17 protein-coding genes are annotated in these 19500 nt (G+C 37.1%); 2 read left to right on the top strand and 15 right to left on the bottom strand.

The genetic code is table 11. The annotated features are described in order from the left end of the window. Positions 1-209 precede the first annotated feature (209 nt). A complete protein-coding gene (locus tag AACZ49_RS14510) occupies positions 210-1190 on the top strand; it encodes a YaiO family outer membrane beta-barrel protein (RefSeq protein ID WP_339656351.1) in 981 nt (326 codons plus the stop codon). A 12-nt stretch (positions 1191-1202) separates the two neighbouring features. Here the strand turns inward: AACZ49_RS14510 and AACZ49_RS14505 are convergent, their stop codons facing one another. The 15 genes from AACZ49_RS14505 to AACZ49_RS14435 form a co-directional block, all read right to left on the bottom strand. Then, the gene (locus AACZ49_RS14505) at positions 1203-2621 is read right to left on the bottom strand and encodes a glycosyltransferase (protein ID WP_339656348.1); all 1419 of its coding nucleotides are present in this window, start codon (positions 2619-2621) and stop codon (positions 1203-1205) included. Next, positions 2621-3361: a hypothetical protein gene (locus AACZ49_RS14500; RefSeq protein ID WP_339656345.1), complete on the bottom strand. Its 741-nt coding sequence runs from the start codon at positions 3359-3361 to the stop codon at positions 2621-2623. Before AACZ49_RS14500 ends, AACZ49_RS14505 begins: the two co-directional genes overlap by 1 nt. A 142-nt stretch (positions 3362-3503) precedes the next feature. Further along, positions 3504-3863 (bottom strand): response regulator, encoded by a 360-nt coding sequence (locus AACZ49_RS14495; protein ID WP_339656342.1) that lies wholly within the window; start codon positions 3861-3863, stop codon positions 3504-3506. Positions 3864-4644: 781 nt separating this feature from the next. Then, positions 4645-6468: a long-chain fatty acid--CoA ligase gene (locus AACZ49_RS14490; protein WP_339656339.1), complete on the bottom strand. Its 1824-nt coding sequence runs from the start codon at positions 6466-6468 to the stop codon at positions 4645-4647. A 71-nt stretch (positions 6469-6539) separates the two neighbouring features. Then, a complete protein-coding gene (locus tag AACZ49_RS14485) occupies positions 6540-7004 on the bottom strand; it encodes a MaoC family dehydratase (RefSeq protein WP_339656336.1) in 465 nt (154 codons plus the stop codon). 11 nt (positions 7005-7015) lie between these two features. Next, positions 7016-7753 (bottom strand): 3-oxoacyl-ACP reductase FabG, encoded by a 738-nt coding sequence (gene fabG, locus AACZ49_RS14480; protein WP_339656333.1) that lies wholly within the window; start codon positions 7751-7753, stop codon positions 7016-7018. A gap of 35 nt (positions 7754-7788) precedes the next feature. Then, positions 7789-8763, bottom strand: a complete 975-nt coding sequence (locus AACZ49_RS14475) for an NADPH:quinone oxidoreductase family protein (RefSeq protein WP_339656330.1) — start codon at positions 8761-8763, stop codon at positions 7789-7791. 42 nt (positions 8764-8805) lie between these two features. Further along, positions 8806-9810: an NADP-dependent oxidoreductase gene (locus AACZ49_RS14470; RefSeq protein WP_339656327.1), complete on the bottom strand. Its 1005-nt coding sequence runs from the start codon at positions 9808-9810 to the stop codon at positions 8806-8808. A 6-nt stretch (positions 9811-9816) separates the two neighbouring features. Further along, positions 9817-10590, bottom strand: coding sequence for an enoyl-CoA hydratase/isomerase family protein (locus AACZ49_RS14465; protein ID WP_339656325.1), 774 nt, complete (start codon positions 10588-10590; stop codon positions 9817-9819). A gap of 9 nt (positions 10591-10599) precedes the next feature. After that, positions 10600-11355: an SDR family NAD(P)-dependent oxidoreductase gene (locus AACZ49_RS14460; protein WP_339656322.1), complete on the bottom strand. Its 756-nt coding sequence runs from the start codon at positions 11353-11355 to the stop codon at positions 10600-10602. 4 nt (positions 11356-11359) lie between these two features. Further along, positions 11360-11773, bottom strand: a complete 414-nt coding sequence (locus AACZ49_RS14455) for a hypothetical protein (protein ID WP_339656320.1) — start codon at positions 11771-11773, stop codon at positions 11360-11362. Between the two features lie 2 nt (positions 11774-11775). After that, complete coding sequence (locus AACZ49_RS14450; protein ID WP_339656318.1) at positions 11776-12855, bottom strand: phosphotransferase family protein; 1080 nt, start codon at positions 12853-12855, stop codon at positions 11776-11778. Between the two features lies 1 nt (position 12856). Continuing rightward, the gene (locus AACZ49_RS14445) at positions 12857-14074 is read right to left on the bottom strand and encodes an acyl-CoA dehydrogenase family protein (RefSeq protein ID WP_339656316.1); all 1218 of its coding nucleotides are present in this window, start codon (positions 14072-14074) and stop codon (positions 12857-12859) included. A 12-nt stretch (positions 14075-14086) separates the two neighbouring features. Then, a complete protein-coding gene (locus AACZ49_RS14440) occupies positions 14087-14863 on the bottom strand; it encodes a glucose 1-dehydrogenase (protein WP_339656313.1) in 777 nt (258 codons plus the stop codon). A 58-nt stretch (positions 14864-14921) separates the two neighbouring features. Then, a complete protein-coding gene (locus AACZ49_RS14435; protein WP_339656310.1) occupies positions 14922-16733 on the bottom strand; it encodes an acyl-CoA dehydrogenase in 1812 nt (603 codons plus the stop codon). 495 nt (positions 16734-17228) lie between these two features. Between AACZ49_RS14435 and AACZ49_RS14430 the strand changes: the two genes are divergently transcribed. Beyond that, positions 17229-18767, top strand: a complete 1539-nt coding sequence (locus AACZ49_RS14430; protein WP_339656307.1) for a glycoside hydrolase family 71/99-like protein — start codon at positions 17229-17231, stop codon at positions 18765-18767. The last annotated feature ends 733 nt before the right edge of the window (positions 18768-19500 follow it).

The raw sequence follows: 19500 nt of genomic DNA, 5'->3' as shown, positions 1-19500 counted from the left end.
TTTTCCTCAATACAATTTTCTGTTTAAAATTAAGCTTATATTTAAAAAATCTAGAGGGTTGTTTACCTAAGAATTAGAAAAGAAAAAACACCAATTATTATAAGTCGAAATAAAAAATCGCATTTAGTTTTTAAAAGTTAAAAGTGAGGTGTTTTGCTAAAGTAACTTGAAACAAAAAATAATAAATTACGTTATATATTAATGACACAATGTTTAATATAGTTTTATTAAAGAAAGTATTTGTTCGATTTAGAATCTCAATTTTTCCAGGAACAACTCTATTACTATTTTTTTTTAGTATTCTGAGCTATGGGCAAAATGACACTATTGACATCAACACAACTTTGAATGTAGCAGAAGAGTTCATATCTGCTAACGAAAGAACATTGGCAAAACAAAAGGTTCGTACGCTAAGAGAACGCTCTTTAGATGATTGGCAGAAGTATAGATTACAACAAATTCTTAAACGCCTTAGTTCAAACCAAATTGGTATGAGCTATGAATTAATCACTTTCACAAAAGACTTTCCAATACATAAATCATGGAATAGTATTTCTGCTGAATATCAACATTATTTCGGTGCAAATTCAGTTGCAGGTAGGGTTACCTATAGTGACCGCTTTGTTAATGATAGAGTTTTATTCGAATTGGATACCTACCCTGTATTTTCAAAAAAATTATATGGTAATGTGGTTTTAAGTTTTTCTGATGGAGGGTTCTATCAACGATTTGGTACTAGTGCATCCCTTTTTTATACCTTGGGCAAAGGCTATGAATTAGAGGGTGGAATTAGATATTTGAATTATGAACAGGATGATTTCCTTTCCATTAGTCTTGGCTTTACCAAATATTTAGGTAGCTTTTATTTGAATGCACGAGCTTCATTAGGACCAAAAAAGGATGAACGTTTTATTCAGAATTATCAAGTCACGTCTCGATATTATTTCTCGAACGCTGCTGACTTTGCTTATGTTCGTTTAGGTACCGGTATTTCACCAGACGACGTCAATAGATTTTCACAGATAGTCAATAATCCATCTTTGAAGGCATATTATGTATCTGGAGGATTTAGTAAATGGTTCAAAGATTATAGCATAGGGGTCGGCATAGGATATCTGACCGAAGAACTACCTAACAATCTAAAAGGAGGTCAATTTACCCTCAGTACACAATTGCGTTATCGATTTTAAAAAGAACTAATTTTAGTTTGATGTAGTAAAACCTTTTCTGGTCATTGTACCCCATGTAGATTTTACACCGAACAACTTCTTTAAATATCCCTTTATTTCTGCATAGAGCATTATCTGGTGGGAATAGAAAGGTTCGATGAAAGCCGCCAAAATTAATTTCGTAACCATTTTTATACTAGCGTACTGTCTAAAATTAATAGTATACATAAGAATTGCAATTGTTGAAAACATACAGCCAATCAAGTAAACAAATAAATAAAGAAATCTAGCTATTGGCCAATTGATATAACCCAAAATGAGATATACTGTAATCAAAACCAACCCAAGAAATTCGACAATAGGAGCACCAAATTCAAATAAAACCCAATACGGAAAAAATACACCACCCATTGCACCGTACTTTCTATTCATAAATAGATGTCTATGCTTTTTTAGCGTTTCCCAGAGTCCTCTAGCCCAACGATCACGTTGCGTTATATAAACCTTTGCTGTTGAAGGAGCCTCTGTCCAACATAACGTCTCTGGTAAATAAACAACATCATAGGGCAGGCTTTGCTGCTCCATATGAACCCGTAAACGCATGCATAGTTCTAAATCTTCCCCAACGATATCTTTATCGAATCCTCCTACTTCAAGAACACGGCTACGAGGATAAAGGCCAAATGCTCCAGAAACAAGCATTAGTCCGTCTAAATGGTGCCAAGCCATTCTACCCAATAAGAAAGCCCTAATATATTCTACTACCTGTATTCGGGCAATCCAACTTTTTGGAAGCCTTAGTTCTTTCAACGTCCCATTTTTAATAATAGAATCGTTAGCGATACCAATGCCTCCACCACATGCGATTACTTCTTTATCCAATTCTTCTAAATACGGGCGAACCATCTTCAAAAGAGCATCTTGTTCTATAATACAATCTGCATCGGTACAGAGAACTAAATTTGTTTTTGCGTTTGCAATCCCGCAATTTAATGCATCGGCTCGACCACCATTTTTCTTGTTGATTACTGTTAAACGACCATAATTATAATCACTACTTTGATATAGACCAATAATATCAGCATGGTTAATATTCGTTTCTTTAGGAGTATACGGTACTTCAACTAAATCAAATGCATTTATCAATTTTTGTAACGAATCATCTGTACTACCATCATTTACAATAATCAGCTCATAATAAGGGTATTGCAATGACAATAATGAATGTACATTGGTAACGATACTCATTCCTTCATTAAAAGCAGGTGCAATAAGACTAACACTAGGTAAATTCTCTGCTCCTTTAATATTATTTATGTTTAAAAAGACTGCCTGTTCTTTATTTTTTTTGATAGCCCTTATCGCCAAATGCACGAAGCTTAGGTATATCCCAAAAAGAACGATTCCATATGTAAAGAAAAACCAATCGATACCTGCTCTAAAATATTCCATTAAAGTTTATCATTTTTTTTATGATTTCTATAATCAACGTAACTAAAAGGTAGCTCGAATGTTTGTTTTGAAAAGGATTGTTCCTTATTGTATGGTTTAGAAATATTTAATTGTACCAACATATCAAAAGCGGCATTGGCTAACTTAGTATTGTGATGCTGCGTATGACTTTTTATCATATTAAATTCCCTTTCTACATTGAAAGCAACTACTAATCTCATGCCAAGTTCAAGAATATCAGTATTCTTTGAATTTAATAATGACTTTAAGGATTCTGTTACTATAGGTTTCTTAGACGATTTTAATTTTTCGATAATTCTTATCTGTTGCCACAATGAAATCGGGTAAGTTAATTTAGCAAAAAAGGATAGGATTTCCCAATTCATAAAGACCACCATGGCCAATTGAGCTTCTCGTCTAACGAAAATATTTGAAGAATTAATGAATTCGTGAATTTTCTTATAATTAGCTGTAATCTCAAGTTCATAACTATATTGAATAGCCAAAGCCCTATGATGCAAATTACGCGATGATAATTTATTTTCCAATAAATTATCTATACCCAATATTGATACTATCGGGAGTGGAATGTCTTTTTCAGGCAAGACCACTATACTCTTTACCTTTATAAGCTGTTGACAAACATACCAAAGTCCCTCAGAATTTGACACTTGTGCCTTAAGTCTTTTAACATATGAATTTCTTAATGGAGTATCAGAATTGTTGAAATACTGGCCCATAATACGGAAAATTATCTTTTTGTTAACCAAGCGAATTTTTTCCTTCCGTTTTCTATAGAAAACACTATACAGTGCCAATGCATAAAACATAGCCAGCAGTATGATCAACAAAAGAATAATTATTGATTGTAATTCGCTCAAATTAGAAAGATGATTTTAGGGCATTGCTTAATTCTGTTATCGTCAATGGAAAATCAAAAAATTGTTCGATTCCAATATTGAAAAGTTCTTTCTCTATAATGCCTTGATCCATATCTGTAATCACAACTATCTTAGCATCGGGTAATTTATCGTTTAGGTAGGCTATGTATTGATTTCTCGAAATACCATCAATATTAACATCGGTAAGTACAACTTCAAAACTTTGGGATTCCAAATAATTTTCAACCATACCGAAGGAATTAGCCACAACAGTAGTCTTGAAATCAACTTGCAATATGTACTGAAGCAAAAGACATACATCAATGTCTTCATGAACAATAAATAATTTTTTTGGGGGCACTATTTTTTGTTTAAAGCTTAAATATACTATAACTTTATTATAATAGGAATATTTTAGTCTTCCACAAAGGTAAGTAATGGATTGGTTTATTGAATAAAAATTCATGTTTATCTATTACTTAAGAACTTTTCAGATAACAAGTCAATAATTGAAAGCTCGACAACTTCCTTTACCAAATAATCAGTGTGGTATTTTGGCGGTAAAGAATGATCTAGCAAGCGAAATAAAACTCTTGCTAGTGAACTTTAGATGGTCGCCATAGTGCTACTTTTCTTTCGACGCATATCATATATGGTGAAGTCGGTGGGGCTTACAATGCTCTTTTAAATATCACAAAAAATCTACAGCTTCACTTGCAGCATCGTTAACTGTACTTTCTTATATGGCAAATACAGTAATTTCATGTTTAAAGGGTCACCAGGAGAAAAATTCCCTTACCGAATAAAATAATTGGGAGATGTGAGGTTAATCATTCAATCATTGCCTTAAATGCTATAAATAAGTAAAATATTAAGACTCCATATGTGATAGTAAATCTCTTTATGGCTACCTATTTTTCAATAGTTTAGACCAAAGTCCAATACTGTTTGCACAAGTAGAACAAGAAATTTTTAAAAAAATAACCTAAATGATAATTCGCTTGAAGGTTCTACTTTTAGAATTACGTATGGTATATATCAATTATATCCAGAAGTTAAGGATTCAGAAAATAGTGAGCCATCTAAAAAAGAACTAATTATTATGAATATTGAAAATATTGAATGAGTTCTGATATTATTATTTAGTCATCGTTATACATAGCAGCAATTTCCACACTGTATTTTTCTCTTATCACCCTTCTTTTAAGTTTTAATGTAGGCGTTAGTTCAGCCAAAGCACCATCGTCATGAATTGGTAACCAAGGTGTCGCTATTAACTTAAATTTCTTTATCTGTTCTATATGACCAAATTCCGTCTTATAGCCATCAATCACCTTCTGATATTTTCGAATTACTTTTTCATTTCGTATCATTTCCTCTAATGTGGTCCACTCCATTTTTTTGTGAAGGCACCAATTTTTCAATGCTACTTCCGAAGGTATTATTAAAGCTGAAACAAACTTTTGTTTATCGCCTATAACCATCATCTGTTCAACTAAAAAATCTTCCTTTATCCGGTTTTCAATCGGCGCAGGTGCTACATATTTTCCTCCAGATGTTTTCAATAGTTCCTTTTTCCTATCTGTAATCTTAAGAAACGCTCTTCCATAGGGTCCTTTAACGAGTTTTCCGATATCACCAGTGCGAAACCATTTTTTACCATTGTTTGTTTGGAATACCTGTTCATTAATATCTGGTTTTTTATAGTACCCTAACATTACGTTGGGTCCGTGGGCTAAAATTTCTCCCTCATCTTCGTTATATTCTCCAGAAGTTTTATCAATATATAATTCAACACCATCAATAGCATACCCAACGGTTCCGATCATGGCACCATTTGGTTCCAAGCTATTACCGGTTAAAGTCGGGGAGGTCTCCGTTAATCCGTATGCTTCTCGAATAGGAATGCCGGCTGCACAAAAAATTCGTAATATTTTAATAGGACAAGGGGCGGCACCTGTAATAATTTGTATTACATTACCGCCTAAAGCTGCTCTCCACTTACTAAAAATAAAGGTATCGGCAAACTTCCATTTCAAACTTTCACTAAAAGATAACTGCTGATCTATCTTATAATCAACCGTTAGGTCTAAAGCCCAAAAAAATAATTTTCTTTTGGCACCTTTCAAAGCTAAACCCTTGTTGTAAATAGCTTCATAAATTTTCTCCAATAACCTAGGCACTGTGGTAAAGATAACCGGTCGTACTGCAGCAAAATCCCCATCGGGTCCGCTTAAGTTATCTGTACCACAGAAAAATATCGAAACGCCCTTATAGCAATAACAAAATGAAACAGCCCGTTCATAAATATGGCAAAGCGGAAGAAAACTTAGTGCTTTTTCTTCGGGTTTGACAATTAAAAAATTTGAGGTGGTAATAACCACGTGCATAATATTGGTATGGCTCAACATTACTCCTTTTGGTTCTCCCGTAGTTCCAGAAGTGTAGATAATGGTTACTAAATCATCTCCCTTTATATTGGATTGGATGCTTTCTAAGCGTGGAATACCTTTGGTATCAAAAATAGTTTCCCAAAAAGGATTTCCATTCAATCTATCAAAGGTGTAAATATGTTTTAAGGTCGTTACAACTTTTTGAGTTTCTGATAGCTTATCATATAAATCCAGTGCCCCACAAAAGGCTGCTTTCACCTCAGCTTCATTTAAAATGTATTCATATTCTGATACGCTGATAGTAGGATATAAGGGAATACTGATCATACCCGCCATTTGCACGGCATAGTCCATAATAATCCATTCAGGCCTATTTTTATAGGCAACAATAGCTACCTTATCGCCAGGTATAAGACCTAATTTCAATAATCCTGCTGCTGCTTGTTCTGCAGTATCCTTTAGCTTTTGAGTACTATACGATTCCCAATTCCCATTTTTATCCCTTCCACTAATACAAGCTTCTAACGGATTGTTTTTTAATTGGTAGTCGATTAAATCGAAGAGTCTGGTCATTAGTTTGGTTTATTTTGACAACCTTGAAAATACAAAATAAAACTTACTAATTATAACAGGCAGATAAGGTATTATTCGAACATAATACTAATAAATTCAGCCACACAGGCCGGTTTGTCGGCATCCTCAATTTCTACCGAACAGTGCCATGTGACTTTGACACCATTTTGTGGATACTCCTCTATATAAGCAACTTTACTATTTAATCGTAACTTACTATCCACCAAAACGGCATTTGGAAAACGAACTTTATTCAGGCCATAGTTCACTCCCATTTTTACCGATTTAATTTGTACAAGATCTCCGAGCATTTTAGATAATAGAGAAACCGACATAAAGCCATGTGCAACTGGCTTTTTAAACGGAGAGAATTTGGTCGCCTTTTCCACATCTACATGTATCCATTGAAAGTCTAAGGTTGCCTTTGCAAAATCATTTATCATTTCTTGAGTAATGGTAATCCATTCACCTGACGGAAGTGCTTTTCCTTCGTAGGTTTTAAATTCCTTTAAATCATCTAAAACTAGTTTAGTCATTTTTCTATCATTTATCGTGAAGTTCCACCGTCAATGGTCAAGCAAATTCCAGAAACAAAACGTGCCTCATCAGATGCTAAATATAAATAGCCATAGGCTATATCGACGGGATGTGCAACCGTTTTTAAAGGTATACTTGCCTTAATCCCCTCAAAATGTTCTTGCGGAATTTTTTCGACCATATCGGTCATGGTAAAGCCAGGAGCTATGGCATTTGCCGTGATACCATATCTACCCAGTTCCATTGTCCAGGTCTTGGACATGGCAATGACACCTGCTTTGGTAGCCGCATAATTCGTTTGACCAAAATTACCTCGCAATCCCACATTGGATGCCGCACTTACAATTCTTCCATATCTATTTGCCTTCATATACGGTGCAACTGCCTGCGTGCAAATAAATACCCCTTTCAAGTTCACCTCGATAACAGCGTCAAATTCATCTTCGGTCATTTTCTCTAAGGTGCGGTCCCGAGTTATGCCAGCATTATTAATTAGAATATCAATTTTGCCATATTTTGAATTTACCTGTTCAAAGAGTATTTCTACAGCCGATTTGTCGGTTACCGAAACGGTATGGAATTCTGCCTTACCTCCTGATGCTTTAATTCCATTTGCTACTTCTTGGCCTTTTGGTAGTAAATCCATGATAATTACCGTAGCACCTTCCTTAGCGAACAGTTCAGAAATTGCCCTTCCTATTCCCTGTGAACCTCCTGTTACAATCGCTATTTTATCCTTTAATCTCATATCGTTATGTTTCAATAATTGTTATCGTTACTTTATCAAATTTGAACAACCATTTTCCCTTTCACACTTCGGTTCATCATTTCTTCTAAAGCCTCTTTAGCATCTTCTAAGGGAACTATTTTATGAATATGAGGTTTAAGCTTGCCTTCCGCATGCCATTTCATTAAAGTCATGGTGTTGCCCATATTTTCCCTAGGATATTGCATCGCGAAACCGCCCCAAAAAACACCAACAATGGATGCTCCTTTTAGCAAGGGCAGATTTAACGCAATCTTAGGTATCGTACCAGCTGCAAACCCTACAACCAAAAATCGCCCGTTCCATGCGATAGCTCTTAGTACTTGTTCTGAAAAGTCACCCCCAACAGGATCGTATATCACATCTACCCCTTTTCCATCCGTTAATTTCTTTAGGGTGGATTTCAAATCTTGTTTGGTGTAATTAATTAATTCATCAGCACCATACGCTTTACAGAGTTCTAGCTTTTCTTGAGTGGAGGCTGCCGCAATTACCTTGGCTCCCATTAATTTTCCCAGTTCAACAGCAGCAAGGCCAACCCCTCCCGAGGCCCCCATAACCAAAAGCGTTTCACCTTCCATTAACTTTGCCCTATCTTTCAATGCATAGTAAGACGTACCATAGGCCATCATAAATGATGCCGCCACCGGATAGTTCATTTGAGTTGGTTTTGGAAAACATGCGTTTGCTGGTACGATTACTTCTTCCGCTAAACCTCCATAGGCCACAAAACCAAAAACTTCATCACCAATTTTCAAGTGTTTCACCTCTTCCCCAAGTTCTTTGACGACACCGGCAATATCACTGCCAGGAGTAAATGGTAGCTCCGGTTTAAATTGATACAAGCCTTGAATAATTAGCGTATCCGGAAAATTTAATCCACAGGCCTTTACCTGAACGACTACTTCCTTTGGACCTGCATGTAAGGAATCTATTTCCTCTAACTTCAAATTAGATGGAGGACCATAAGTTTGACATCGTATTGCTTTCATTTTCTATATTTTCATTTTGTATGAGATGAATCCCGAACTGCATCAATCCTCAATAACCTTTAACACTAATTTACCCAATTTATCACCAGAGAAAAGTCTCTTATAAGTCGATGGAAAGTTCTCTATTCCGTCATAAACATCCTCACGGGTTTTCAACTTCCCTTCTGCCATCCATTTACCCATTTGCTGACCGGCTTCCCCATATCTTTCGGCCCAATCAAATACAACCATCCCTTGCATCGTTGCCCTATTCACCAATAAAGAAAGATAATTGGCTGGGCCTCTCATGTTTTGCTTGTTATTGTATTGAGAAATTGCACCGCAAATAACCACTCGAGCGTGCATTCGTAATCTTCCCAAAGCGGCGTCCAATATCTCACCTCCAACATTATCAAAATAAACATCCAATCCTTTAGGACATTCTTGCTTTAATCGCTCCTTAACATTTTCATTTTTGTAATCGATACAAGCATCAAAACCTAACTCATCAACCACATAGTTACACTTGTTGGTACCTCCTGCTATTCCAATTACGGTACATCCTTTAATTTTGGCTATTTGTCCAACAATACTACCTACTGCACCAGCTGCCCCTGAAACCACGACAACATCTCCATCTTTAATCTTACCCACCTCCAAAATTCCGAAATAAGCGGTCATTCCTGGCATTCCCAAAGTGCCGATATAAGTGGGCAATGGTGCTAATTTTGGATCTACTTTATAATATCCTTTTCCATCCGTTGCAACATATTGTTGTACACCTCCATGACCGGAAATGAAATCCCCTACCTTGAATGTTGGGTGATTTTTCACTTTTATGACCTCACCCACCGAGCCTGCGCGCATTACAGCACCAATTTCTACCGGTGCGATATAAGATTTTCCCTCATTCATCCATCCACGCATGGCAGGATCAAGAGAGATATAATGATTTTTCACTAAAACCTGCCCTTCCTCAAGTTCTGGAATAGGGTTCGTTTCTATAGACCAAGACGAAGCATCTGCAGCGCCTACAGGTCTCTTTATAAAAATGAGTTGTTTATTCATGTACATTTATTTTTTATTCTTGTTAGTAAAACTTTCTACATATGCCTTCATCTTTGACCTAATTTCGGGTTTCCACCACAATATGGTTGCTTCTTTCAAGGAGTTCTCCGCATTTAAATCGAGTTTATCCCAAAGTTGCTTTCTCAATTTTTTCTTAGTATTCATCAAGATCTCTTGGTTTGCTTGCAAATAGCGCTTCATCTGTTTTTCAGAACGTTCCAAAACGGTATCCAAGGGAACCAGTTCATCTACCAAACCAGCAGCCAAGGCTTCCTTTCCATTCAATAATTTACCTTCCATAATATACCGATGAGCCAAACCCTCCCCTATCCAAAAAGCATAAATTTCTGTTAGGTTTTGACTTATTTGGATATTTACGGCAACCTCATTTAAGCCAATTACATAGGAATCTCCCTCTGTCATATATCGATTATCACTGGTAACGGCCAAAACGCACCCGCCTGCTGGGGAATGTCCCGTTATAGCTGAAATAAAAGGTTTTTTAAACTGCACCAATTGCAGATACAGCGCACCAAAGGCCGTAAAAAACTCCTGAATCTGGTTCTTGTTATATTGGTACAATTCGATTAAATCCAATCCGGCCGAAAAATAGTGCGGTTGTCCAGTTAAGATTACACCCTTTACTTCTGGGTCATTTTCCAATATGTTGAAAACCTCGCTCAGCTCGTTCACCATCTCATGATTGATGGCATTTACCTTTCCCCGGTTCATCTGAACAATCGTATAGTTCTCCTTTTTGGTAAGTACTAATGTTATCATAGTCTGATATTATAAGGAGGTGCCGCCATCCAAGGTTATGGTTTGTCCAGTAATAAATTTTGAATTTTCAGAGGCCAGCCAGCAAATAGCTTCCGCAATTTCCTCTGCCTGCCCGAACCTGCCCATAGGTATAAATCGTTTTAACTTATTGCCCATATCTGGACTTACAGCAAGCAATTGTTCCAACAATGCCGAATTGGTAAACCCAGGGCAAACTGCATTTATTCGAATTTTTTTTCTTGCATACTCCAAAGCGGCCGATTTTGTCATTCCCACTACCGCAAACTTACTAGCGGAATAGGAAAGGTTATTTCCCGAAGCCTTCAATCCCGCCAAAGAAGCCACATTCACTATATTACCATAACCCTGTTTTAGCATCTGTTGTATTGCAAGTTTCATACAATAGAATACTCCAGTTTGGTTTACCGCGATTACATTATGCCAGTCGTCAAGAGAGTGATCTGCAGTCTTTGCTTGGTGTTTACCGGCTATTCCGGCATTGTTCACCATAACATCTAGACTACCATATTTTTGTATTACTTTCTGCAATAATTCCTTCACCTGCTCAAACTGGGTCACATCTGTTTGTAATGCAGATGCAGTACCACCATCGTTTCGAATTTCACTTGCTACCTTTTCTGCACTTTCCAGATTTATATCAGATACAATAACATTGGCCATATTTACGCCAAAAAGCTTTGCCGTGGCTGCCCCAATGCCACTGCCGGCTCCGGTAATTACCACTACTTTGTCTTTTAAATTCATTTTTTTAGTTTGATTGATTTACTTTTTTTTGATTTGGTGCACAATGAATTAATCGTGAATCAGTTAATGCGTGAGCCCTTAAATTTGAAGGGTATCCTTTGTCCATTATCATGTTCATGAAATCGGTAACGGAATTGTACTTTACGATAAGTACATCATCCCATAAAGTATCATCTTCAGGACCAATTAACATATGCTTGGGCGAACCGTAAAACACAATTTCTGCATTTGCCTTTAAAAAATAAGGAGTCGCTTGTCGCATATATTCCTTATAGGTTTCCTTACCCGTCATTCCCGTTTCAGCCACAACAGCTTTATATTTTATCATATTTAGCATAACAACAGGTTCTTTGGATTCGCTTTTTGCAAAGTCAGTTACTTGCTCTAGATTTATGTTTATAAAGTGTTGTTCGCCCATAGTTAGTACAAATTATCTATTTTATTTTTTTGAATGGCCTGCCATGCGGTATTGCAACATAAAGCAGAAGCCTTATTCAAATTCGCAAACTTGGGGTCACTCGTATGGCCATGTTTATATCGGTAATAAATCTGTTGGGCAATTACAGCAATCTTAAAAAGTCCGTAAGCGAAATAGAACGTAAGATCATCTATATTTCTGCCACTTTTTAAGGCATATTGTTGTACAATTTCCGTTCGTGAAGGATTGCCTTTCATTACCGTTGGAGAAGGAAGTCCTTGTTTCATAAACTCTGGGTCACCTGCCGTTGTCCAATAGCCTAAAGAAGTACCCAAATCCATTAGAGGGTCACCCAGCGTACACATTTCCCAGTCTAAAACAGCTGAAATCTTCTTCCAACTATCATCTGCAAAAACAACATTGTCATATTTGAAATCATTGTGGATAAGGGTATGGTCATATTTTTTGGGTTGATTTTCACTCATCCACATCATTACCTTTTGTGCCGCTGGTACTTCATCGGTTACCGCGGCCAAGTACTGCTTGCCCCAATTATTAACTTGCCGTTCAACGTACCCTTTCGGTCTACCTAATTCCGAAAGTCGTGCTTCCTTATAATCAATATTGTGAAATTCTACAAAAGCATCGACCCATGTAGTTGAAATGGTTTTAAATTGTTCGGGGGAAACTTGTTTACCAAACGCATACATGGCCGTTAGAATCTCTCCATTGACCTTCTCCATAATATAAAACGGAGCTCCAATAATTTTAGGGTCCTCATTAAAGACGTAGACTTTAGGACTCTTGTCGTATACAGGATTTAAATGCTGTAATACCTTAAATTCACGCCCCATATCATGCCCACGTTTTGGGGCTGCAAAGGGCGGTCTTCGTAAGACATATTCCTTATCCTCAATTTGAAGTTGGTAGGTGAGGTTGGAATAACCATTAGTGAATTGTTTTACTTTTAATTCGGAATGCACTCCGGTTATTAACCCATTTTCTAACAAAAAATCCTTGAGTTTAACCTCATTGATTTCCTCGCCTTCACGTACCGGTTTTAAGTTATTCTCGTTAGACATTCTATTTTTTTACATACTTGTTTATTGTACTTTTTCCCAATTGACTCATGTGAACTTCATCTGGGCCATCGGCCAAGCGTAGCATTCGTGCTGCTGCAAAGAAATGTGGTAAGGGAGTATCACTCCCAACGCCCTTTCCTCCTAAAATTTGAATAGCCCTATCAATTACCCTTAATGCCATTTGTGGTGTGACTATTTTTATCATGGCTATTAAATCCTTGGCGTCTTTATTTCCTACTTTATCCATTTTATCTGCTGCAGATAATACCAACAATCGGTTCTGTTCAATCTCACAGGCAGAAAGAGCGATATCTTGTCGAACACTACTAAAAGTGTCTAGGGTTCTACCAAAAGGTTTTCTTTGCACCGTACGTTCAGACATAATTTCTAGAGAACGCTGTGCCATTCCTATTAACCGCATACAGTGATGAATACGACCCGGACCTAAACGGCCTTGGGCTATTTCAAAACCTCTACCCTCCCCTAATAATAAATTAGATTTTGGCACACGAACATTGTCAAGAATTATTTCAGCATGACCTTCGGGGGAATCGGTATAGCCAAAAACACTTAGTGCCCTTTCAATCTTTAGGCCTGGCGTATCCATAGGTACCAAAATCATACTTTGTTGTACATGCCGCGGAGCATCAAAATCGGTTTTACCCATTACAATTGCAATTTTACAATTAGGATCCATCGCACCAGAAGACCACCATTTTCGACCATTGATCACATAGTCATTTCCATCAGAAACAATAGCGGTTTCAATATTGGTTGCATCAGAGGAAGCAACCTCTGGCTCCGTCATTAAAAAGGCCGAACGAATTTCCCCATTCATTAAAGGCTTCAACCATTTTTCTTGTTGTTCTGGTGTTCCATATTTGGCAAGCACCTCCATGTTTCCCGTATCGGGAGCACTACAGTTAAAAATTTCGGACGACCAGATTATACGCCCCATTATTTCTGCCAAAGGGGCATATTCCAAATTCGAAAGCCCAGGACTAAGTTCTCCATATGAAGCAGGAAGAAAAACATTCCACAGTCCGGCTTCCTTTGCCTTTTGCTTCAATGCTTCCAAACCGGGCCATCGTTTCCAACTATTTTCCGGATTTTGATGAAACAATCCTACCTCCTTCTCAATAGGGTGAACATGAGTTTCCAAAAAACTCTTCAATTCTTCTTGAAGTGCTATTGATTTATCGCTATAGTCAAAATTCATAATTCTCTTATATTAACCTGAAATTAAATAACCTCCATCTGCAGTATACACCCCACCCGTCATATAAGAGCCCGCATCAGATGCCAACAACATCACTATTCCGGCCATTTCATCAGGTTCTGCGACTCTTTTCAAAGGAATAATCCCTGTATATTGCGCAGCCAATTTTTCATCAGACCACAGACTTTCACTAAATTTTGTTTTAATTAATCCGGGACAGACCGCATTGGAACGGATACCATAACGGCCCCACTCCTTTGCCTGGTTCTTAGAGAGCATGATCACAGCAGCTTTCGTCATACTATAGAGTCCCAATCGAAATCCGGGATGTATGCCCTCTACCGATGCAATATTAATAATACTACCACCGCCATTAGCTTTCATATGCGGTAATGCTAAATTCGAAAGTAACCAAGGTGCCTTAACGTTTACGTTCATAATTTTATCGAACACTTCTTCCCCTGCCAATTCCAATGGGCCGTAGAAAGGATTTATGGCCGCGTTGTTGACCAAAATATCAATACGCCCATAGGCGTCTATCGTTTTGGCTATCAGTTGTTCCCTTTGGGTGGTATCCCCAATATGACATTCGATTCCTATGGCTTGCAACCCGGCTTCATTAAACTCCCTCGCTACTGTATCAACAGCCTCTTGTTTTCTGCTACTAATAACCACTTTGGCCCCGTTTTCAGCCAGCCCTTTAGCGATGGAAAGTCCTATACCTTTGCTTGATCCCGTGACGATAGCCACTTTTCCGGTTAGGTTAAATTTTGATTTTATACTACTCATGTTTCGTTGTCGGTTGTTCGTTTTTTTAAGTATTTCTTTTATTCTTTTGCCTTTTTAATCAAGCGAATAGTTGCTTCTCTGTGTTCAGTGTCAATGCCTGTTTATCCATCAATATTTCAGAAAGTCCTGTTGTTTTGGGAAGTTCGTATTTAAAATAAAACTGCATGGCGTGAATTTTGTTTTCATAAAATTCAGCACTAAAACTAGTATCAGCAGAGACCAATGCTTTTTGTGCTTCACGGCCTATATCCAACCATTGCCATGCCATGATTATTGTACTGAAAAATTCCATAAAAGGTGTGGCATCCGCCAAGAATCGCTGATAATCGCCCTTCATTGCATACCCCATAAGAGATTGTAGCACTTTTTGGGTTAGTTCCAATTTACTACGTAATTTCTCTGCCAAAGGTTTCAACGTTTCGTGTGCCATACTTTCTTTGATGGAATTCATAATTTCCTCAGAGAGTAATTTCAGTGCTTTTCCATTTTCCATGGTTATTTTTCTTCCCAACAGATCTTGGGACTGTATGCCAGTAGTTCCTTCATAAATGGCCGAGATTCGGATATCTCGTAAATATTGTTGTAAAATATAATCGGAACAAAAACCGTAACCCCCTAGTACTTGCACTCCATTATTTACAGAAGTAATACCCATTTCAGAAGGGTAGGTCTTTACAACGGGAGTCAATATTTCTAATAATAATTTATATTTCGCCCTACTTTCCTCATCTGGAAGCGATTGTGAAAGGTCTTGGTATCGAGAGGTCAAAAATACCAAGCTTAAAGATCCTTCTGTAATTACCTTTTGCAAGAGCAGCATTCTGCGTACATCGGGATGATTGATGATGAGTGTTTGTTCTTGAGAGGCATCTTTTTTTCCCGTACGTTGAAGCTCACGACCTTGAGGTCTTTCTTTAGCATAGCTAACCGAGGCATGATAAGCTGCCGTAGCAATTGCAGCTGCACCCCTACCAACAGCAATCCGTGCTCCGTTCATCATCAAAAACATATATTTTAAACCTTGGTTAGGTTCACCAACCAACCAACCGGTACAGTCTTCCTTATCTCCAAAAAAGAGATGGGTTGTACAATACCCTCTTTGACCCATTTTTTGAAAATCCCCAACCGTTGTAACATCATTATATTCTAAACCACCGTCTGTATCGAGTCGGTTTTTAGGCACAACAAAAAGTGATATTCCTTTAGTTCCGGCAGGTGCTCCTTTAATACGGGCCAAAACCAAATGAACAATATTTTCAGCCCCTTTATAATCGCCTCCAGAAATAAATATTTTTTGACCGTTTATTTTATAGGAATCTCCGTCAGGTACAGCAGTAGTCACAATATCCGAGAGCGAACTTCCTGCCTGTGGTTCTGTAAGGCACATGGTACCGCTCCATGCTCCCTTCATCATTTTGGGCACATAGGTATCCTTAAGAAATTGATTGCCAAAATGCACGATCAATTCAGCAGCACCTACCGTTAGGCCTATGTAACCAGGTAGGTGATTATTTGCCGTTTCCTGAATAAAAGCAGAAGCATGTACCACCATCGAAGGCAGTTGCATACCCCCAGCTTCATAGGAGAATGGTCCTGATAAAAAACCCATTTCACCCCCCAAATTCATATACTTTTTTACTTGTGGATGAACAATAAGTTCCCCATCCTTAAAGTGTGCGGGGTTTTCGTCCATCTCCCTATAATAAGGATAGAGTTCTTTATCTGAAAAATCTTTTACCGAATCGAGCATCATAGCTATAGACGCTTCATCATACTCCTCAAATTGTTCTTGCTCAAGTACCGTTTTAAGATCGTGTACGTTAAACAATAAAAATTTAAGGGTTTCTATCTCTATATAGGTATTGGCCATTACAACTATTTTTAAAAAATTAATGACATTGAAGTTAGGTTTTATTCAAAGGAATCTCGTTAAACTGGTTTAATAAAATAATCTATGTTCCGACTGAAATACAACGGAAAAGAAAATTATGTTTGAAAACGGTTCATCAATAACAACTAAATATAAATCTGAATTCAAATATTACGTGAAATATTTTCCCGGAAGTTATGCGGACTATTATTCACCTGAATTTATTTTTAAAACGGAAAATGATTTGAAAATAATCCCAATTCCAAATTTCTATACTTTTCTTTTTATACCAATAGCTTAGGTCATTTTGAATTATTTCGAAAATGTAGAAATGGGAAACGGTATTGGGAGAGTATTTTATAGAAACGTATTTTTAGGTTTCTTTGATGAAAAACATTTAAGAAATAAAGAACAAGCAACAAGGTTAGAAACTAATTTAGTGTAAACCCTAATCTTTAACTTATGTAAACTATGTGCCTTAACGAACATTAAAAAATGAAAAAAACAGAATTCCTACTTTCAATTTTACTTTTAATAATTCTATTTTCTTGCGGAAAAGACGAAGACCCAATTACAATTCCAGAACCTCAATTGTCATCCAAAAGTGAAATTTCGAAATTAGTTCTTGAACAGAACAATTTAGAATATTTAACCTCAATTTCAGGGAATGAAATTCAGGTAAATGAAAAGCTACCTTATGGAACGGAAAGTATTCAAATTAAATCAATCGAAGTCTCTGATAAATCAGCAGCCAATGTCAAAGCTGGTGATTTCTTCAATATTTCAAGTGGTAATTTTAAAATTAATGTAACTGCCGAAAATGGAAACTCTAAAGAATATACTGTTAATATCACATTTGAAGAAAGAACGTTTGAGGTTACAATCTTTGAACCGTTGATGGTATCCAAATCATACACAACGCCAACTTATGTGCATTATATGCCTTGGTTTGAAAGTCCAGAATTTGCAGAATTTCCCAATACAGAAAGAGGTAATTGGGGGATTCATTGGACAATGTCAACCAAAGACCCTTCAAATGTTGATGCGAATGGCAAAAGAGAAATAGCGGCTCATTATTATCCTCTCATAGGACCTTATGATAATGGTGAGCCTCACTATTTAGAATACGCAGTTACTTGCATCAAATTAGTAGGTTTAGATGGAATACTAATAGACAACCCTGGCATTACAGAAGTTTATGATGCCAGATTACTGCAAGAGCATACGGAAGCCATAATTCCTTGGCTAAAAAAAGCAGGTCTTAAATTCGGATTAGTTTATGAAGATGCTGCCCTAAAAAACGCTGAAGAGCAAGGTGTAATTACAGATAAAGTTCTGGAAGGAAAAAGGGTGTTAAGTTATATGCAAGATAATTATTTTGACACCGATGACTATGTCAATATTAATAATAGACCACTCTTGTTAAATTTTGGACCTCAAGGAATTTTTACAGCAAGTGAGTGGGAGTCAATTTTTTCGGATATTACTCCCAAACCTTTGTTTGTGACCTTACCCTATACGATTAACAACTATAATCTAAATGATGTAGGTGCTGGGGAATTTGGTTGGGTTGGAGAATCAGTAAATAATGATTTTAATACATATTGCCAAAACTCAAATTTTAGTTTATGTATTGGAGGAGCAATACCGGGTTTTAATGACTTTTATATGGAAGGTGGTTGGGGTGACGGATTTACGTATTATGACGATATGGGAGGATTACTATTTGAACAATCGCTTCAACAAGTAAAAACCAATGATATAGATTTATTGCAAATAATAACATGGAATGATTGGGGAGAAGGAACTATTATTGAACCTTCTGAAGAATTTGGGTATAGTCGCTTAGAAACTTTACAGAACTTTCTTGGTGTCCAATATTCAGAAAATGAATTAGAACTACCAGTCAAATTATATCAGAAGAGAAAAGAATATAAAGGCAAGATATTCGAAAATCAAGTATTAGACCAAGTGTTCTATTATCTTGTTTCATTGCAAATTGAAGAAGCAAAAAAGCTACTTGATGAAATTTAAAACTGTCAAGAATTGAGTAGACGGCTCTCCCCATAAATGACGGAGTGCACCCCTCACACCAAAGTACGTACGGGTCTCGTATACGGCGGTTCGCAATCCATCACTCCAAGGCTCTTTTCACCCTTGAAACTATCCTCTAATTTTAGTATAGGCCATGAATCGTCATTCCTATGCGAATTTTAAAGAGAATTACGTTCGGCCCTTCGTCGCTTGTGAGACCTCTGATTTTGCTATCAGCTCATTTCCAGCAACTACTATGACCTCTGCTGACTTCTCCATATAGCTACACGTAACTTTGGAGACCTCCCCAGGTAAGAACATCTTCTTTCACCCAATGCCCGCCGTATCTACATAGCTACCCTTTTGGTAATCGTTGGGCGTTACAATGATGTGCTTGCTTACCCAAGTAACCATGCCTCTATATACGGTTCCTGTTCGTCGGTACCGGGTTTTGTAGTCTCGCTTTCTTCAGATGTAACCTCGCGATCACCACCCTTGCGACTTACTAATGCTTCCAGACGTTACTACAGCGCATAAGGGACTTACACCCTCTAAAAAAATCCTTATATTGCTATAAGGTAAAGATGACCATACCGGGCACACACAGTACCTATGGCAAATAGGGCATAAAGTGCTAAATTTAATGGCTTGGGTTTATTTGCTATGCCCGCCAAATCTTTTTGGATTTGGCTTTTAAAATGAAAAAGATAAAAACAAAACAAAAAGCTTTGGC

Source organism: uncultured Maribacter sp., from assembly GCF_963975365.1.
GTDB lineage: Bacteria > Bacteroidota > Bacteroidia > Flavobacteriales > Flavobacteriaceae > Maribacter.
Note: the sequence above shows the minus strand (reverse complement) of the source record. Positions and strands in the feature narration are given on the sequence as shown.

What these genes read in the sequence shown, in the direction of transcription:
- AACZ49_RS14510 (WP_339656351.1), top strand. Translation starts at nt 210, where the DNA reads ATGTTTAATATAGTTTTATTAAAGAAAGTATTTGTTCGATTTAGAATC.
- AACZ49_RS14505 (WP_339656348.1), bottom strand. Translation starts at nt 2,621, where the DNA reads ATGGAATATTTTAGAGCAGGTATCGATTGGTTTTTCTTTACATATGGA.
- AACZ49_RS14500 (WP_339656345.1), bottom strand. Translation starts at nt 3,361, where the DNA reads ATGGGCCAGTATTTCAACAATTCTGATACTCCATTAAGAAATTCATAT.
- AACZ49_RS14490 (WP_339656339.1), bottom strand. Translation starts at nt 6,468, where the DNA reads ATGACCAGACTCTTCGATTTAATCGACTACCAATTAAAAAACAATCCG.
- AACZ49_RS14485 (WP_339656336.1), bottom strand. Translation starts at nt 7,004, where the DNA reads ATGACTAAACTAGTTTTAGATGATTTAAAGGAATTTAAAACCTACGAA.
- fabG (WP_339656333.1), bottom strand. Translation starts at nt 7,753, where the DNA reads ATGAGATTAAAGGATAAAATAGCGATTGTAACAGGAGGTTCACAGGGA.
- AACZ49_RS14475 (WP_339656330.1), bottom strand. Translation starts at nt 8,763, where the DNA reads ATGAAAGCAATACGATGTCAAACTTATGGTCCTCCATCTAATTTGAAG.
- AACZ49_RS14470 (WP_339656327.1), bottom strand. Translation starts at nt 9,810, where the DNA reads ATGAATAAACAACTCATTTTTATAAAGAGACCTGTAGGCGCTGCAGAT.
- AACZ49_RS14465 (WP_339656325.1), bottom strand. Translation starts at nt 10,590, where the DNA reads ATGATAACATTAGTACTTACCAAAAAGGAGAACTATACGATTGTTCAG.
- AACZ49_RS14460 (WP_339656322.1), bottom strand. Translation starts at nt 11,355, where the DNA reads ATGAATTTAAAAGACAAAGTAGTGGTAATTACCGGAGCCGGCAGTGGC.
- AACZ49_RS14455 (WP_339656320.1), bottom strand. Translation starts at nt 11,773, where the DNA reads ATGGGCGAACAACACTTTATAAACATAAATCTAGAGCAAGTAACTGAC.
- AACZ49_RS14450 (WP_339656318.1), bottom strand. Translation starts at nt 12,855, where the DNA reads ATGTCTAACGAGAATAACTTAAAACCGGTACGTGAAGGCGAGGAAATC.
- AACZ49_RS14445 (WP_339656316.1), bottom strand. Translation starts at nt 14,074, where the DNA reads ATGAATTTTGACTATAGCGATAAATCAATAGCACTTCAAGAAGAATTG.
- AACZ49_RS14440 (WP_339656313.1), bottom strand. Translation starts at nt 14,863, where the DNA reads ATGAGTAGTATAAAATCAAAATTTAACCTAACCGGAAAAGTGGCTATC.
- AACZ49_RS14435 (WP_339656310.1), bottom strand. Translation starts at nt 16,733, where the DNA reads ATGGCCAATACCTATATAGAGATAGAAACCCTTAAATTTTTATTGTTT.
- AACZ49_RS14430 (WP_339656307.1), top strand. Translation starts at nt 17,229, where the DNA reads ATGAAAAAAACAGAATTCCTACTTTCAATTTTACTTTTAATAATTCTA.